The sequence below is a fragment of the Streptomyces sp. NPDC020192 genome (assembly GCF_044388685.1).
Lineage (GTDB): Bacteria > Actinomycetota > Actinomycetes > Streptomycetales > Streptomycetaceae > Streptomyces.
On record NZ_JBIRXG010000021.1, the window covers coordinates 24699 to 42705 of the forward strand.

5 protein-coding genes and 2 pseudogenes are annotated in these 18007 nt (G+C 74.4%); 5 read left to right on the top strand and 2 right to left on the bottom strand.

Annotated elements, in window-relative coordinates:
- Positions 1 to 69 precede the first annotated feature (69 nt).
- Both ACH47Z_RS33190 and ACH47Z_RS33195 read right to left on the bottom strand, forming a co-directional pair.
- Entirely contained in the window at positions 70 to 927 is an 858-nt protein-coding gene (locus ACH47Z_RS33190; protein WP_399080388.1) for a carbohydrate ABC transporter permease, read from the bottom strand.
- Positions 917 to 1183 carry a carbohydrate ABC transporter permease gene (locus ACH47Z_RS33195; RefSeq protein ID WP_399080391.1) on the bottom strand — a complete coding sequence of 89 codons (267 nt, stop codon included), beginning with the start codon at positions 1181 to 1183 and terminating at the stop codon, positions 917 to 919. The genes ACH47Z_RS33190 and ACH47Z_RS33195 overlap by 11 nt, the downstream gene beginning before the upstream one ends.
- Here ACH47Z_RS33195 and ACH47Z_RS33200 point away from each other — a divergent pair.
- The 5 genes and pseudogenes from ACH47Z_RS33200 to ACH47Z_RS33220 all read left to right on the top strand — a co-directional run bounded on the left by ACH47Z_RS33200 (position 1182) and on the right by ACH47Z_RS33220 (position 17982).
- Positions 1182 to 2006 carry an AMP-binding protein gene (locus ACH47Z_RS33200; RefSeq protein ID WP_399080393.1) on the top strand — a complete coding sequence of 275 codons (825 nt, stop codon included), beginning with the start codon at positions 1182 to 1184 and terminating at the stop codon, positions 2004 to 2006. The genes ACH47Z_RS33195 and ACH47Z_RS33200 overlap by 2 nt on opposite strands.
- A pseudogene (locus ACH47Z_RS33205) lies at positions 1991 to 8747 on the top strand (amino acid adenylation domain-containing protein). The gene ACH47Z_RS33200 and the pseudogene ACH47Z_RS33205 overlap by 16 nt, the downstream one beginning before the upstream one ends.
- Positions 8748 to 8767: 20 nt before the next feature.
- Positions 8768 to 10297, top strand: a pseudogene (locus tag ACH47Z_RS33210) (amino acid adenylation domain-containing protein); the annotation flags it as partial.
- A gap of 6 nt (positions 10298 to 10303) precedes the next feature.
- Positions 10304 to 13549 (top strand): amino acid adenylation domain-containing protein, encoded by a 3246-nt coding sequence (locus tag ACH47Z_RS33215; protein ID WP_399080394.1) that lies wholly within the window; start codon positions 10304 to 10306, stop codon positions 13547 to 13549.
- Positions 13546 to 17982, top strand: a complete 4437-nt coding sequence (locus ACH47Z_RS33220) for an amino acid adenylation domain-containing protein (RefSeq protein ID WP_399080396.1) — start codon at positions 13546 to 13548, stop codon at positions 17980 to 17982. Before ACH47Z_RS33215 ends, ACH47Z_RS33220 begins: the two co-directional genes overlap by 4 nt.
- Positions 17983 to 18007: the final 25 nt, after the last annotated feature.

Consider the following 18007-nt stretch of genomic DNA (forward strand, 5'->3'; position numbering starts at 1 on the left):
TGACTGGTACCGCGCCCTTTTTGTGGGCCCTGCGCCGCCGCACGCCCGGGCCCACGGCACGGCCCGGAGCTACTTCAGTCCGGACGTCTTGACCGACTCCACGATCTGCCGCTGGAACACGAAGAACAGCACCAGCATGGGCAGTGCCGCGATCGTGGCCGCCGCGAGGATGTAGTTCCAGTTGGAGGTGTACTGGTTCTGGAACGAGGCGATGCCGAGCTGGACCACCGTCAGCGACTGGTCGTTGGTGGCGACCAGGGGCCAGACGAAGGCGTTCCAGTTGGCGAGGAAGAAGAAGATCGCCAGGGCCGAGAGGATGGGCCGGGACATCGGCAGGACGATGTTCCAGTACACCCGCCAGTGGCCGCAGCCGTCGACGATCGCCGCCTCCTCCAGTTCCTTGGGCAGGCCCAGGTAGAACTGGCGCAGCAGGAAGATGCCGAAGGCGTTGAAGATGGCCGGGATGATCAGGCCGGCGTAGCTGTTGAGCAGGCCCAGCTCACGGGCGACCAGGAACAGCGGGATCAGCACGACCGGGGCCGTGACCAGCAGGGTGACGAAGATCGCGCCGAAGAGCTTCTCGCGGCCCGGGAAGCGCAGCCGGGCGAGCGCGTAGGCGGCCATGGAGTGGAAGAACAGGGCCGCCACGGTGATCACCGCGGAGATGAAGAAGCTGTTCCAGAGGTAGCGGGCGAAGGGGACCTCGGTGAAGACGTAGACGAAGTTGTCGAAGGTGAAGTCCTTCGGGATCAGGTTGCCGTCCGTCACCGTGGCCCGGGTCTTGAAGGACGACGTGACCATCCACAGCACCGGGAAGATGCTGATCAGGGACAGGACGACGGCCAGGGCCGTGAGTCCCGCGCGTGAGGAGAGCGGCCGGCGTCCGCCCACCCGGCCCTCCCGGGTCGTCAGGGCGTCACTCGCCATCGTCGAACCTCCCGCCTCTCGTCAACTTGAAGATCACGGCGGAGATCAGGACCATGATCAGCACCAGGAAGGTGCCCATGGCCGCCGCGTAGCCGAACTCTCCGAATCCGAAGGCCTGCTGGTAGATGTAGAAGATCGCCAGCGACGTGCCGTTGGCGGGGCCGCCGTTGGTCAGGACGAAGATCAGGTCGAGGCCTCCGGTGATGGCGGCGACCGTCGACATCAGCAGGACGAAGAAGCTGGTGGGGCGCCGCATGGGACCCGTACGGCAGAGCAGCGGCTTCCCGCTGATGCTCAGCGCCCGGTTCGCCGCGAGCGGCGCCGTACTGGAACTCGTTCACGAGGACGACCAGGTCGACACCGCGGACGCCGAACGGCTGCTGGCCTCGCTCGGGCATCTGCTCACCGCGTTCGCCGACCGGCCCGCGGCCCGGCTGCGCGAGCTGGCCGCACTGCCCGAGGACGCCCACGACCTGGTCGTCCGGCGGTGGAACGTCACCGAGCGGGAGTTCCCGCACGCCACCACCGTGCCCGCGATGATCGCGGGACAGGCCGCCCGCACCCCGGACGCGGTCGCCGTCGTCTCCGGCGGGCAGCAGCTGTCGTACGCCGAACTCGACGTCCGGGCACGGGCATTGGCCCACCGGCTGCGGGAGGCCGGAGTGCGGCCCGGGAACCGGGTCGCGCTGCGCGTCGACCGGTCCGCCGATCTGCTCGTCGCCGTGCTCGCCGTGTGGCGGGCCGGGGCCGCCTATGTGCCGCTGGACCCCGAGTACCCGGACGAGCGGGCCGCCTACGTCCTCACCGACTCCGGCGCTACGGCCCTGATCGCCTCGGACGAGCCGCCCGCCGCGCTGGCCGATGCCTGCGGCACGGTGCTCCGCGTCGAGGGAGCGGGAGAAACGCCGGACACGGACCCCCTCACCCCGCTGCCCGCCGATCTCGCCTACGTTCTGTACACCTCCGGCTCCACCGGCCGGCCCAAGGGCGTCGAGGTCTCCCACGGCTCGCTGGCGCGGCTCGTCGCCGCCATGGCGGACGTCCTCGCCCCGCCCCGGACGACGTGTGGCTCGGGCTGACCGCGCTGTCCTTCGACATCTCCACCGTCGAGCTGTTCGTGCCGCTGACCACCGGCGGCCGCGTGGTCGTCGTACCGGAGGAGGACCGCTGGGACGGCGGGGCGCAGCGGGCGCTGATCCGGGCGCAGGAGGTGACGCATGTGCAGGCCACCCCGTCCGGCTGGCGGCTGCTGCTCGCCGCCGGGTTCGGCAAGGTCGACGGCGTGCGCTGCGCCCTCACCGGCGGCGAGGCCCTGCCCGAACCGCTGGCCGCCGAACTCACCGCGGCTGTGCCCCGGTTGGTCAACGTGTACGGCCCGACCGAGGCGACCGTGTGGGCCACCTTCGACGAACTCACCGGCCACGAGGGCGAGATCAGCATCGGCCGGCCCCTGCCCAACTACACCGCCCACGTCCTGGACGACGGCATGCGCCCGGTGCCCATCGGCGCGCCGGGCGAGCTGTATCTGGGCGGTGCCGGGGTGGCCCGGGGCTACCACGACCGGCCGGGGCTGACCGCCGAACGGTTCGTGCCCGACCCGTTCGGGCCGCCCGGCGCCCGGCTGTACCGCACCGGCGACCTCGCCGCCCGCCGGGCCGACGGCCGGATCCGCTTCCTCGGCCGCGACGACCACCAGGTCAAGATCCGCGGCCATCGCATCGAACTCGGCGAGATCGAGGAGGCGCTGACCCGGCACCCGGACGTGGCCACGGCCGCCGTGGCGGTCCACCGGGACGACAGCGGCGAGCCCTTCCTGACCGGGTACGTCTGCGGCGGCGCCCCGGACCCGGCGGACGTCCGTGACTTCCTGCGCGGTGAACTGCCCCGCGCGATGGTCCCGGCCCGGTTCGTCGTGCTGGAGCGGATGCCGCTCAGCCCGGCCGGAAAGATCGACCGCAGGGCACTGCCGGACCCCGGCGCCGCCGCCCCGGAGACCGCCCGGCACATCGCTCCGCGCACCCCCGCCGAACAGGCCCTCGCCGATATCTGGCAGCAGGTGCTCGGGGTCGCCGAGGTCGGCGTGAGCGACGACTTCTTCGCGCTCGGCGGCAATTCCATCAAGGCGGTCCTGGTCACCGCCCGCGCCCGGGAGCGGGGCCTCGCCCTGACCACCCGGCAGCTCTTCGCCCACCCGACCGTCGAGGCGCTGGCCACCACGCACACCGAGGTCACCACCACCCCGGCATCCGACACCACGCCGTTCGCCCTCGCCGGCCTCGCCCCGGCCGAGCTGGACACGCTCCTCGACGCCGTCGGGCGTGCGGACACCGAGGACGTGCTGCCGCTCTCCCCGCTCCAGACCGGCCTGCTCCTGCACACCCTGGCGGAGACCGCCGACTATGTGCGCACCTTCGCCGTGGACCTCGACGGCGCCTTCGACCAGGACGCCTTCGAGGAGGCGTGGCGGTACCTCGTCGACCGGTACGCGATCCTGCGCTCCACCTTCCACTGGGCGGACGTACCCCACCCGGTGCAGGTCGTACGGCGGTCCGCGCCGCCGGAGTTCACTCGCCTCGACCTGTCCGTGCTGCCCGAGGAGCTTCGCGAAGCGCGGCTCGCGGAGCTGACCGAGGACGAGCGGTGCACGGTCTTCGACCTGGCCGAGGCGCCGCCGGCCCGGTTCCTGCTGGTGCGGCTCGCCGAGGACCGGCACCGGTTCGTGTGGACCACGCACCACATCGTGTTCGACGGCTGGAGCCTGCACGCCCTGTTCGCCGAGGCCTTCGCCGCGTACCGGCACCGCAGGGACACCGGACGGCTCCCGGACGCGCCCCCGCCGCCCCCGTACCGGGACTATCTGCGCTGGCTTCAGCGGCAGGGCGCGGACGGCGGCACCGCACGCGCCCTGGACGAGTGGCGGACCGAGCTGGCCGGCTTCACCCGGCCCACCCCGTTGCCCGGCAGCCGCCCCACCGGCCGACGCGCCGCCGTCCACACCGAACGGCAGGTGCTGCCCCCGGACCTCCTCACCGCTCTGGACCGCACCGCCCGCCGTCACCACGTCACCGTCGGCACGCTCGTGCACACCGCGTGGGCGCTGCTGCTCGCCCGTACCAGCGGCGAGCGGGACGTGTTGTTCGGGACCACCCTCTCCGGCCGGTTCGGGGACGTCCCCGGCATCGAGTCGATGGTGGGGCTGCTGATGAACACGCTGCCGCTGCGCCTCGACGTCGACCCGGACACCCCGCCCGCCGCCCTGCTGCGCTCGGTGCACCAGCGGCTGACCGGCCTGGCCGGACGCGAGCACGTGTCCCTCGGCGAGGTGCAGCGCGCAGCCGAAGTCCCGGGCGGGAAGCCGCTGTTCGACTCGCTCGTGGTCTTCACCGACATTGGCACCGGCAGCCTCCCGGCGGGTGTGCGGCCGGTCCCGGAGAGCGAGGTCCGCGACACCGGCTACCCGCTGGTCCTGGAGGCCGTACGCACCGACCGGCTCACCCTGGAACTCGGCTGCGACCGTTCCCGCTACGACGAGTCGACCGCCCGCCGGCTGCTCGCCCAGACGGCACGGCTGCTGACCGGGCTCACCGAGGACCACGACCGCGCGGCCGGGCTGCCCATGCTGTCCGCGGAGGAGTACGGCCTGGTCGTCCGCGACTGGAACGCCACGGTCGCCGGCTTCCCCGCCGAGCGCACCCTGCACTCCCTCATCGAGGAGCAGGCCGCACGCACCCCGGACGCCCTCGCCGTCCGCTGCGGCGCCGAGGGCCTGACCTACGCCGAGCTGAACAGCCGGGCCAACCGGGTCGCCCACCGGTTGCGCCACCTGGGCGTCGGCTCGGGGTCCCTGGTGGCGCTGTGCACCGAGCGCTCCCTGGAGCACGTGATCGGGGTCGTCGCCATCCTCAAGGCGAGCGCCGCCTTCGTACCCGTCGACCCGGAGCACCCGGCCCGGCGGCAGGCGTACATCCTCGCCGATGCCCGCGCCCAGGCCGTGCTCACCCAGCGTCGGCTGGTGGAGTCGCTGCCGGACGGGGCGGAGACCGCCGTACCGGTGCTCGCGCTCGACGACCCCGCCCTGTGGCAGGACGAACCGGACCACGATCCGGCGCCCGTGGCGCTGCCCGCCGATCTGTGCTCGCTGTACTACACCTCCGGCTCCACCGGCCGCCCCAAGGGCGTGGCCTCCACGCACGAGGGCTGGGTCAACCGGATGTGGTGGATGCAGCGGCGGCACGGGCTCAGGCCCGGTGACGCGGTGCTGCACAAGACCACGCTCACCTTCGACGACGCGGCCGTGGAGATCCTGTGGCCGCTGATCACCGGCGGCCAGGTGGTCCTGCTGCCGCCGGGCGCGCACCGCGACGCGCACGAGATCGCCGACGCGGTGATCCGCCACGGGGTGGTGCACGTGCAGTTCGTGCCCAGCGTCCTGGAGGTGTTCCTGGACGTGCTCACCCCGGAGCGGGCGGCAGCCATGACCCGGCTGCGCTCCGTCCTCACCAGCGGTGAGGCGCTGCGGCCCGTACTGGTGCGCAGGTTCCGGGAGCTGTTCGGGGACCGGGTGAGCCTGGACAACACCTGGGGCGCCACCGAGGTGTCCATCGACTCGACCTTCCATGTGTGCGGGGAGGCCGATGCCGCCGCGGAGAACGGGGCCGTCAGTCTGGGCCGCCCGTTCGACAACAACACCGTGTACGTCCTCGACGAGGACATGGCCCCCGTGCCCGTCGGGATCACCGGGGAGCTGTTCATCGGCGGTCTCGGCCTGGCCCGCGGCTACCACGGCCGGCCCGCACTGACCGCCGAGCGGTTCGTGCCCGACCCGTTCGGGCCGCCCGGCGCCCGGCTGTACCGGACGGGGGACCTGGGGCGGTGGCGGGCGGACGGCACGCTGGAGTTCGGCGGCCGCACCGACCACCAGGTGAAGATCGGCGGCGTCCGCGTCGAACTCGGCGAGATCGAGGACGCGTTGCGCCGCGCCCCGGGCGTGAAGGACGCGGTCGTCGACGTCCGGACGCTGGACGGCGTGAAGATCCTCGTCGGCTACACCACCGGCGGCACCGCGCCCGAGCAGTTGCGGGCCGCCCTGCAGGCCGAACTGCCCGACGCCATGGTGCCGAACGCCTTCGTCGCCCTGGCCGCCGTACCCCTGAACGCCAACGGCAAGGTGGACCGCGCCGCCCTGCCCGACCCCGAGCCGGACGCCCAGAGCGCGGGACAGTCGTACGTCGCCCCGCGCACCCCGACCGAGGAGACACTGGCCGGCATCTGGGCCCGGGTGCTGCGAGTGGGGCAGGTGGGCGTGCACGACAACTTCCGTGTCATGGGCGGTGATTCGATCCTGCTGATCCACACCGTCGCCCGGGCACGGGAGGCGGGCCTGCCCGCCACCCCGCGCATGGTGTTCGAGCATCCCACCGTCGCCGGTCTGGCCGCGGCGGTCGACGCGGCGGCCGCCCGGGGCCGGGAGGTGGTGGTCCACGCAGAGCAGGGCCGGGTCACCGGCGAGGTGCCACTGGGGCCGATCCAGGCGCAGTACGCCGAGCTGGGGCCCCGCGACCGCTTCAACCAGTCGTTGCTGCTCGCCGTCGACGAGACGGTGCGGGCCGACCCGCTGCGCGCGGCGCTGTCGGCGCTCGCCGGCCACCACGACGCCCTCCGGCTGCGCTGGGCACGGGAGGCGGCCGGATGGCGGCAGCACCTGGCCGAGACAGAGGACGCCGACCTGCTCACCGTCGTCGACGCGCCGGAGGAGGAGGCGGCCGCGGTGGAGGCGGCGCACGCCGGACTGGACCTGGCCCACGGGCCGCTGCTGCGGGCCGTGCTGCTGAGGCCGACGCGCCGCCTGCTGCTGGTCGTGCACCACGTCGCCGTCGACACCGTCTCCTGGAACATCCTCGTCGAGGATCTCAACACCCTGGTCAGCGGTGGCGCGTTGCCCGCCAAGACCACCTCCGTGCAGTACTGGGCGCGGCGGCTCGCGGAGCACGCGGCGAGCGCGGAGTTCCGCGCCGAGGCGGAGTACTGGGCGCTGCCCAGGCCCGCCGTCCCGCCGCTGCCACTGGACCGGGCCGACGGCGAGAACACCGAGGGCCGCTCCCGGACCGTACGGGTCGTCCTCGCGGCCGGCGCCACCGAGGCGCTGCTGCGCCAGGCCCCCGCCGCCCACGGGGCGGAACCGGACCATCTGATGCTGGCCGCGCTGGCCCGCACGCTCACCGAGTGGACGGGCGGCGACACCGCCGCCTTCGATGTCGAACGGCACGGCCGCGAGGCCCTGTTCGACGACGTCGACCTCTCCCGCACGGTGGGCTGGTTCACCGGCGTGCGCCCCGTCGTGGTCACCCTCCGCGACCCGGACGACACGGCCGCCTGCGTCACGGCCGTCCGCGAACACCTGCGGACCGCACCCGCCGGAAGCATCGGGCACGGACTCGCCCGGCACCTGCGCCCCGGCACCCGGGACGTCCTGGCCGACCGGCCGCAGCCGCATGTCTGCTTCAACTACCACGGCCGCCGCGACGGCACCGGCACCGTGGCGGGGCCCCTCCGGCCGCTGCCCCAGGCCCTGGGTAAACCGGTCGACCCCGAGCAGCGGCGCTCACACCTCCTCGAGATCGACTCGGCCGTCCTCGAAGGGCAGCTGCACCTCGTCTGGCGCTACGCCGCCGACCACTTCGCCGCCGCCACCGTCGAGGACCTGGCCGAGCGGCACCTGCGCCGGCTGACCGCCCTGGTGGAGCACAGCACCACTCCGGGCGCGGTACGGCGGCCCGTCGAGCCGTTCGTGGAGCGGCTGTTCGCCGGGACACCGGCCCCGCTGCTGCCGATGCTGCGGCACCGGGTGCCCGGCGTGGGCATCGCGGTCATCGCCGACGGCGACCTGCGTGGCGCCTGGGGCTTCGGCGCCCTCGGGGCCGACGACCCCACCCCGGTGGACGCGCGGACCCTCTTCCAGGTCGGATCCATCAGCAAGCACGTCACCGCGCTGGCCGTCCTGCGTCTGGTCCAGGAGGGCCGCCTCGACCTCGACACGGACGTCAACCGGCTGCTGACCACCTGGCAGTTGCCCGGCGAGGGCGGCGTGACCCTGCGTCACCTGCTCAGCCACACCGCCGGGCTGGGCGAGCAGGCCTACCACGGCTACCGCGGCGACGAGCGGATGCCGACGCTGCGCGAGGTGCTCGACGGCCGCCCGCCGGCCGTGACACCTCCTGTGCGCCCGGAACGCCCGCCCGGCTCCGGGTACCAGTACTCCAGCAGCAACTACACCGTCGTACAACAGGTGTTGGAGGACGTCACCGGGCAGCCGTTCGTGCCGCTGCTGCGCTCCCTGGTGCTGGCGCCGCTCGGCATGACCGACAGCGACTTCGCACCGGACGCCCCGCACCGCTACGACGGTCCGGTCGCCCTCAACCACCGCCTCGACGGCACCTCCTACCCCGAGGGCTGGCACCTGTACCCGGAGTCCGCCGCGGGCGGCCTGTGGTCCACGCCCGCGGACGTGGCACGGGTCGCGATCGAGATCCAGCGGGCGGTGGCCGGCGGGCCGACGGCCTTCCTCACCGCCGAGTCGGCGGCCGAGATGCTGCGGCCGGTGCCCGGCACCCCCGGGCGGCCTCGGCACGATCGGCAAGCCCTACGGCGAGCGGCGCTGGTTCGGTCACACCGGCGGTGTGCCCGGGTTCCGCTCGCTCACCTGGGCGGACCCGGACCGCGGCCTGGGCCTGGTCGTCACGTCCAACTCCGATGCCGGAGAGGACTTCCTGCGAGAACTGCTGCACGAGCTGGGCGTCGGACTGGAGGACGCGCGATGGTGACCCTCGACGAGGCGTTCCGCCGCTGGGCGGAGCGCACTCCGAACGCGGTGGCGCTGGAGAGCGCGGACACCGTGCTCACCTACCGGGAACTGGACGAGCGGGCCGAGCTGTTGGCCCGTCGGCTGCGTCGGCACGGGGTACGGCCCGGGGAACTGGTCGGGCTCGCCGCCCGCCCCTCGCCGCGGTTCGTGGTGACGATGCTCGCGGTGATCAGGGCCGGGGCCGCCTATGTGCCGCTGGACCTGTCGTATCCGGCGGACCGGCTGGCGCACATGCGCCGGGACAGCGGCATCCGGCTGCTGGTCACCGACTCGGCCGAGGAGCTGACGGACGGGCTCGCCGACTGCGAGGTGCTCGCGGCGGACCTCCTCGTGGATGAACCCAACGGGTCCGGCTCACCCTTGGGTGAGTCTGTGGCGGCCGACGACCTGGCGTACGCCATCTACACGTCGGGCTCGACCGGGCTGCCCAAGGCGGTGCTGGTCGAACACCGCAACGTGCTGGCCTTCGCCCTCGGCCAGGACTTCGTCGGCCTCGGGCCGGGCCGGGCGATGCTGCGGACCAGCTCCTTCTCGTTCGACGCGTCCGTGCTGGAGACCTGGGGTGTGCTGCTGCGCGGTGCGCGGCTGGTCTTTCCGCCCGAGGACATGCTCGGCACGGACGAACTGGCCCAGGTGCTGGCCGCCCGTCGGGTGACCGACCTGTGGCTGTCGGTCGGCCTGTTCCACCAGCTCGTGGACGAGGACCCGGCCGCCCTGGCCGGTCTGCGCACCGTCGTCACCGGCGGCGACGTCGTCTCCCCGCAGCGGGTGCGCAGCGCCCTGGCCGCAAATCCCGGGCTGACCGTGGCGCATGTCTACGGGCCGACCGAGACCACCGTGATCTGCTGCCGGCACTTCGTGTCCGCCCCGGAGGGCGTGGAGCGCCCGCTGCCGTTGGGCACCCCGATCCCCGGGGTCCGCTTCCACGTGGTCGGCGAACACGGCGAGGTCCTGCCGCCCGGACAGACGGGCGAGCTGTGGATCGCCGGGGAGACGGTGGCCCGCGGCTACCACGACCGGCCCGAGCTGACCGCCGAGCGCTTCGTCACCGAGCCCGGCACCGCGGACGGGCGCGCCTACCGCAGCGGCGACCTGGCCCGGATGCGCCCGGACGGGGTGGTCGAGTTCCTCGGCCGGGCCGACCGGCAGGTGAAGGTGCGCGGCTTCCGGGTCGAACCCGGCGAGATCGAGGCGGCCCTGCTCGACGTGCCGGGCGTGCGCGCCTGCCTGGTCGTCGCCCGCCCGGCGCCGCCGGGCGACAAGCGGATCGTCGCCTACGTCGTCCCCGAACCCGGTGCGCGCGTCCCGGCGGCCGAGGCTCACCGGCTGCTCGCCGGCCGGCTCCCCCGGCACATGCTGCCCGCCGAGTACATGGCGATCGAGGCGCTCCCCCTGGACGCCAACGGCAAGCCCGACCGGCACCGGCTGCCCGACCCGGTGTGGGGCAGCGGCACGCAGGCCGTGCTCGCCGCCCCCGCGCTTCCGGCCGTCCCGTTCGAGAGGATCTGACCGAGCATGTCCACCTCCCTCGACCCCACCGGGGTCCAGGTTCCGCTGAGCCGCGACCAGGAACGCACCTGGTTCGTGGACCAGATCAGCAGCCACCCCTCGGACTACCTCATCCCGCTGCGGCTGCGGCTGGCCGGCCCGCTCGACGTGGCCGCACTGCGCCGGGCCCTGACCGGACTGGTGGCCCGCCACGAGGTGCTGCGCACCTGCGTCGTCGCCCGGGGCGAGACGCCCGCCGGGCTGGTCCGGCCGCCGGAGGCCTTCGTCCTGCGCGAGACGGACGCCGCCGACCCCGCCGCCCTCGACGCCCTGCTGGCCGAGGAGGCGACCGCGCCGATCGACCTGGCCACCGAACTGCCCCTGCGCGCCCTGCTGGTGCGCAGTGCCCCCGAGGACCACACTTTCGCTCTGACGGTGCATCATGTCGCCGCCGACGACTGGTCTCTGGCCGTCCTCTATGACGAACTCGCCGCCGACTACGCCGCGTTCACCGCAGGGCAGCCCTCGCCGCTCGCAGCGCCCGCCGAGCAGTACCGCGCGGTCGCCGCCGAGCTGGACGCCCGCGCCGACGCCGAGGCCGTACCGGTGGGCCTGGAGCACTGGCGGAAGGTCTTCGACGACTTCACCCCGTTCGAGATACCCGGCGACCGGCCCCGCCCGCCGGTGCGCGCCGGGCGCGGCGCCGGACGCACCGCCTTCGTGCTGCCGCCGGCCGTGGCCGCCCGGCTCGGCGACCTCGGCCGGGCGCACGGCGCGACCCCGCCGATGCTGCTCACCGCCGCCTGCCAGGCCGTCCTGTACCGCTACACCGGCCGGCCCGACGTCACCACCGGAACCACCTACGCCCGCCGCGACGACCCGGCCACCGAGCGGCTGATCGGCGTCCTGATCAACATGCTGCCCCTGCGCGGCGACCTCGTGCCCGGGCTGACGTTCCGTCAACTCCTCGAGCAGGCACGAGATGTGGCGCTGGACGCGTACGATCATGCGGAGGTCCCCTTCGACCGGCTGGTCGGCGAACTCGCCCCCGAACGCGACCCGTCGCGCACCCCGCTCTTCCAAATCCTGGTCAACTTCCGCAGCGGCCGCCGCCGCGCCCCGAAGCCGCCCGGCCTGGAGGTGACCGAGCTGCCGATGCCGTACGAGGGTGCCAAGTACGACCTGTGCGTCAGCTTCGAGCAGGTGCCGGACGGGCTGTGGTGCGGGATCAACTGGGACACCGACCTGTACGACGAGAGCACCGTCGACCGGCTGGCCGACTGGCTGGAGCGGCTGCTGCGGCACGTCGCCGAGGACCCCGACAGCCGGATCGACGACATCCCGCTGCTCACCGAGGCCGAACAGGGCGGGCTGCGGACCCTGTTGCTGCGCCCGGCCACCGATGTCCCCGACGCCTGTCTGCACGAGCTGGTCGCCGCGCAGGCCGCGCGCACCCCGGACGCCGTGGCCCTGGTCGACGACGCCGGCGCGACCGTCACGTACGCCCGGCTGGAGGCGGCGGCCAACGCGGTGGCCCGGCAGCTGGCCGAGCGCGGTGTCGGCCCGGACGTGCCGGTGGGCCTGCTGGTCGACCGGTCGGTCGGGATGGTCGTCGGCCTGCTCGGCATCCTCAAGGCCGGTGGCGCCTACCTGCCGATCGAGACCGGCACCCCCGCCACCCGCATCGCCACCCTGCTCGCCGACTCCCGGGCGCCGGTGTGCCTGGTCGAGGCCGAACTGGCGGACACCGTCACGGAGGCCGGCGCCACCCCGCTGGCAGTGAACCAGGACGCGACCGCCGAGCCGCTTCCGGTGCCGGTGCACCCCGACCAGTTGTGCGCGGTGTACTACACCTCCGGCTCCACCGGCCGCCCCAAGGGCGTGGCCTGCACCCACCGCGGCTGGGTGAACCGCATGGTGTGGATGCAGCGCCGGCACGGCCTCCAGGCCGGGGAGAGGGTGCTGCACAAGACGACCCTGCCGTTCGACGACGCGGCGGTGGAGATCCTGTGGCCGCTGATGACCGGCGGTACCGTCGCCCTGCTGCCGCCCGGCCTGCACCGCGACCCGCGCGCCATCGCCGACGCCGCGATCCGGCACCGCGCGGTGCACGTGCAGTTCGTGCCCAGCGTCCTCGAGCTGTTCCTGGAGGAGCTGACCGCCGAGGACGTCGCCGCCCTGCGCGGGCACCTGCGCAGTGTGCTGTCCAGCGGCGAGGCGCTGCGCCCGGCCCTGGTGCGCCGTTTCCGCGAGGCGTTCGGCGATGCGGTGAGCCTGGACAACACCTGGGGCGCCACGGAGGTGTCCATCGACTCCACCTACCGGGTCTGCGGGCCGGAGGACGCAGAGGGCACCGGCGCGGTCAGCCTCGGCCGGCCCATGGACAACAACGAGGTGCTGGTCCTCGACCACCGGCTGCAGCCGCTGCCGCCCGGCGTCCCCGGGGAACTGTGCATCGCCGGCACCGGTCTGGCCCGCGGCTACCTGGGCGACCCCGCCAAGACGGCCGCGGCCTTCATCCCCCATCCCTACCGCGCCGGCGAACGCCTCTACCGCACCGGCGACCGCGGGCGGATGCGCGCCGACGGCACCTTCGCCTATCTGGAGCGGCTGGACCGCCAGGTCAAGGTGCGCGGGGTGCGGGTCGAACTCGGCGAGGTGGAGGCCGCGTTGCGCGAGCATCCGGCGGTCGCCGACGCCGCGGTGGTGGCCCGCCGCGCCCCCTCCGGCGACCTGCGGCTGGCCGCGTACGTCGCCTTCGCCGGCGGCGCGGTCACGGTACGGCAGCTGCGTGAGCACCTGCTGGCCCGGCTGCCCGGATACGCCGTACCGTCCACCGTCACCGTCCTGCCCGCCCTGCCCCGCTCGGCCAGCGGCAAGCTCAGCCCGGCCACGCTGCCCGAGCCGGACCCGGCCGACTGGGACGACAGCGGCCACGTCGAGCCCCGTGACGAGACCGAACGCGTCATCGCCGACATCTGGGCCGAGGCCCTCGGCGTGCCCCGGGTGGGCGTCCTGGACGACTTCTTCGCGCTCGGCGGCCACTCGCTGCTCGCCACCCGCGCCGTCAACCGGATGCGCCGCGCGTTCGACACCCACCTTCCGCTCAGCGTGATCTTCGAGTGCCCGACCGTCGCCGCCACGGCGGAACGCGTGCACGATCTGATCCTCGCCGAGATCGAGGCCATGCCCGAGGAGGAGGCCCACCGCCTCCTCGCCGGGCCGGCCGCCGCCCCCGACACCGCGCGCACCGAACGAGGTATTCCGCGATGAAGGCACCCCTGCCCCTGCTGCACGAGGCGTTCCTGGCCCACGCGGCCCGGACCCCCGACGCGCCCGCTCTCATCCATGCCGACGGCACCGTCACCTATGCCGAACTGGAGCGCCGCTCGGCCGAGTTGGCGCACCGACTGCCGGCCGCCGGGACCGGCCGTGACGACCTGATCGGCATCTGCGTCCAGCGGGGTCCGGCGCTCGCGGTCGCCCTGCTCGCCGTGATGCGGGCGGGCGGCGCCTGGGTGCCGCTCGACCCCGCCTACCCCCAGGACCGGCTGGAGTACATGCTGCGCGACTCCGGCGCCGGACTGGTGATCGCCGACCGCGCGTCTGCCGGGCGGCTGCCGTCCGGCACGCGCCTGCTCGACCCCGAGGCACCGGCAGACGGCACCCCCTGCGGGGAACTCCCGCGCCGGGGCCGCACCGATCTCGCCTACGTCATCTACACCTCCGGCTCCACCGGCCGCCCCAAGGGCGTGCTCGTCGAACACGGCACCGTCGCCGCCACCGTGGCCGGCATGCGCGACGAGTGGGGGGTCACCGCGGCCGACCGCGTCCTGCAGTTCGCGCCGTCCAGCTTCGACGCCTCCGTGTGCGAGACCGGCATCGCGCTGAGCGCGGGCGCCGCCCTCGTCCTCGCCGGCCAGGACAGCGTCGTACCCGGCCCCGGCCTGGTGCGGCTGATGGCCGGCCACGACGTCAGCGTCGCCGTGCTGCCGCCCTCCGTGGCCGCCGCCCTGCCGGACGCCGAACTGCCCGCGCTGCGCACCCTGGTGTGCGCGGGAGAGGCCCTGCCCGCCGAGGTGGCCGCCCGCTGGGGCCGCGGCCGGCGGATGATCAACGCCTATGGGCCGACCGAGACCTCCATCTGCGCCACCTCCGGTGACGTCCTCGGCACCGGCAGGCCCGACATCGGACTGCCGATCCCCGGGGTGCGCCTCGCCCTCCTGGACGCCGACGGGCTGCCCGTGCCGGACGGCGAGGTCGGGGAACTCGTCGTCTCCGGGGTCGGCGTGACCCGCGGCTACCACGGTCGCCCCGGCCTGACCGCCGAGCGGTTCGTCCCCGACGAGGGCGGCGGACGCGCCTACCGCACCGGCGACCTCGCCCGCCGCCTGCCCGACGGCCGCTACGCCTACGCCGGCCGGGCCGACCACCAGATCAAGGTCCGCGGCTTCCGGATCGAGCCCGGCGAGATCGCCGAGGTCCTTCGCGCCCACCCGGCGGTGGCGGACGCGGTGGTCGTGCTGCGCGACGGGATCCTCGTCGGCTACGCCGCCGCCCCCGCCGGCACCGCCGTACCGGAACTGCGCGACTGGTGTGCGCGGACGCTGCCCGCGCACATGGTGCCGTCCGCCGTCGTCGTCCTGCCCGCCCTGCCCCTCACCCCCAGCGGCAAGGTGGACCGCGAGGCGCTGCCCCGGCCCGACCGGGCCAGCGCGGGACTGGACGCGGACCGTGTCGAGGCCGGGACCCCCACCGAGCGGGCGCTCGTCGGCTTCATGTCCGACCTGCTCGGCGGCGCCGGCGTCGGAGCCCGGGACGACTTCTTCCGGCTGGGCGGCCACTCCCTGCTGGTGGGCCGCCTCGCCGCCCGGATCCGCGACGAACTCGGCGCCGAGGTGCCGCTGCCGGAGATCTACCGCAGCCCGACGGCCGAGGCGATCGGGGCGCTCGTGGACGGCACGGCCGTACCGGCCGACGACACGGCCCCCGCGCCGCCCCCGCTGCGGCCCGCCGACCGCACCCGGCCCCTGCCCCTGTCGTACCCCCAGGAACGCATCTGGTACCTGGAACAGCTCTCGCCGCAGAACCCCGCCTACCGGGTCCAGGCCGCGCTGCACCTGACCGGAGAACTGGACCTGGCCGCCCTGCGCGCGACCCTCACCGAACTGCTGCGCCGCCACGAGATCTTCCGCACCGCCTTCCGCGAGATCGACGGGGTGCCCGCGCAGGTTCCCGTGGCCATGGACGACATCGAGTTCGACGTGCCGCTGGTCGACCTGTCGGGCCTGCCGGAGAGTGAACGCGAGTCGGCCTGGCGGGAGTTGGTGGAGCGGGAGAAGGCGCGGCCGTTCTCCCTGGACATGCCTCCCCTGGTGCGCTGGGTGGTGGTGCGCACGGCTCCCGGCGCGCACCGGCTGCTGCACCTGGAGCACCATCTGGTGCACGACGGCTGGTCGTTCGCCGTGTTCGTCGACGAACTGACCACGCTGTACGAGGCGTTCGCCGGCTCCGGTGACCTGCCGGACGAGCCGCGGTTCCAGTTCGCCGATCTCGCAGCCTGGCAGCGCGACTGGCTGGACGGGCCCGTCCTGCGGCGCTGCCTCGACCACTGGACGGGCGCCCTGGCCGGCGCTCCCGCCGCGCTGGAACTGCCCACCGACCGGCCCCGCCCGCCGGAGTTCACCTTCCGCGGCGACGTCGTACGGCTCGTCCTCGCCCCCGAGGAGTACGCGGCCCTGCGCTCCCGGGCCCGCGAACACGGCGTCACCCTGTACTCCGTCATGCTGACCGGGTTCACCGCCCTGCTGTCCCGGTACACCGGCCAGGACGACTTCGTGGTCGGCGTGGGCACCGCCAACCGGCGGCTGGCGGAGGCCGAGCGGCTGATCGGGATGATGGTGAACACCGTCCCGCTGCGCGCCCGCCTCGACGGCGACCCCACCTTCCGGGAGCTGCTCGACCGGGTGCACCGGACCGCGGTGACCGCCTACGCCTGGCAGGACGTGCCGCTCCAGCGGCTGGTCAAGGCGCTCGCGCCGGTCCGCGACCTGTCCCGCAACCCGCTGTTCTCCGCGATGTTCAGCTTCCACGACTCCGCCGTGCCCGACCTGGACTTCGGCGGGCTGCGCGGCGAGGTGGTCGTGGAGCACAACGGCTCCGCCAAGGCCGACCTCAACGTGGTGGTCATCCCCCGCGCCGAACAGCGGGTGGGCCTCGCGCCGAGCGCCGAGGACGAGTCGATCACCATCCTGTGGGAGTACGCCACCGACCTGTTCGACGCGGCCACGATGCGGCGGATGACCAGGGCCTACCGCGACCTGCTCCGCGCGGCCCTGCGCGACCCCGACGTCCCGGTGTCCCGGCTGCCGCTGACCGGCGCGGAGCCCGTCGAGCACATCACGGCCGGGATGCTGGGCCCCACCGTCCTCGACCTGGTGGAGCGGCACATCGCCGCGCGCCCGGACGCGGTGGCCGTCCGGACGGCCGGCGGATCCGTCGGCTACGGCGAACTCGGCGCCCGCGCCCACCGGTTGACGTCGGTCCTGGCCGCCGAGGGAGCCGGGCCCGACCGGCCGGTGGCCCTGCGCCTGGCCCCCGGTGCCGACCTGGTGGCGGCGGCGCTCGCGGCGGCGCGGGCCGCAGTGCCGTACCGGGTGCTGGGACCCGAGGGAGAGGCCGGGCCGGACGAGATCGTGCTGACCGGCTCCTCGCTGGGCGAACGGGGCGCGGTCCGGGCGGACCGCGGCGGCCGCAGCGACGTCGTGGCCCTGACCGACGACGGTGAGCTGACCTACGCGGCCCTCTCCGCCGCCCTCGGCGCGCTCGACTCGCTCGGGATGCGGGCGGACCGCGTGCTGCAGGCCGCCTCCCCGTCCGGACCGCTGTTCGCGGTCGAACTGTGGACCACCCTGGCGCGCGGCGGCACCCTCGTGCTCCCGGACCGGTCCACCGACACACCCGCCGCACTGGCCGCCCTGCTCGCCGGGCTCGACGAGCCGCTGTCCGCGTTGCTGCTGCCCGACGGCATCGCCAACGCCCTGCTGGCCCACCACCGCCTGGCACTCGCCCACGGCACGGAGGCGCTGCTCGTCCTCGGGCCGGACGCGGACCCGGCCGCGCTGCGGGAGGCGGCCGGAGCGGTACGGACGGCCGTCGGGTTCGGCACGCCCGGTCTGCCCCTGGCCCTGTGCCGCGCGTACCGGGCCCCGGCTTTGGACGGCGACCAGGTGCTGGTGGCGGTCGGCGCGCCGGCGCCCGGTGTCGTCGCCACCGTCGTGGACCGGCACGGCCAGCCGCTGCCGTCCGGGATCCCGGGCGAGCTGCGCCTCGCTCATGCCGAGGCGGGACCGCCCGGGCTCACCGGATTCCGGGCCCGGCGCACCGTGGGCGGGGCCTACGAGGTGCTCGGCCCGGCCGGTGCCTGGCCGACCGTGGCCGGCTTCCGGGTCGCGCCGTACGAGACCCGCGCCCGGCTGACCGCCCACGGCCGGATCGCCGAGGCGGCCGTGCTGCCCGTCGGCGGCGAACTGCACGCCTATCTCGTGCCGTCCGCCGGAGTCGCGGCGCCGGACGCGGACGAACTCGTGGAGTTCCTCGCCGAGCGGCTGCCCGACTACCAGATCCCGGCCCGGTTCATCACGCTGTCCGCGCTTCCCTTCGACCCGGCCGGGCACCCCGCCCCGAGCCTGCTCACCACCCCGTGACGGCCCCACCGGCTCCGCGCCGCAT

Excerpts from the sequence above, each read along its gene's own strand:
- ACH47Z_RS33190 (WP_399080388.1), bottom strand. The coding sequence starts at position 927 with ATGGCGAGTGACGCCCTGACGACCCGGGAGGGCCGGGTGGGCGGACGC.
- ACH47Z_RS33200 (WP_399080393.1), top strand. The coding sequence starts at position 1,182 with ATGGGACCCGTACGGCAGAGCAGCGGCTTCCCGCTGATGCTCAGCGCC.
- ACH47Z_RS33195 (WP_399080391.1), bottom strand. The coding sequence starts at position 1,183 with ATGCGGCGCCCCACCAGCTTCTTCGTCCTGCTGATGTCGACGGTCGCC.
- ACH47Z_RS33215 (WP_399080394.1), top strand. The coding sequence starts at position 10,304 with ATGTCCACCTCCCTCGACCCCACCGGGGTCCAGGTTCCGCTGAGCCGC.
- ACH47Z_RS33220 (WP_399080396.1), top strand. The coding sequence starts at position 13,546 with ATGAAGGCACCCCTGCCCCTGCTGCACGAGGCGTTCCTGGCCCACGCG.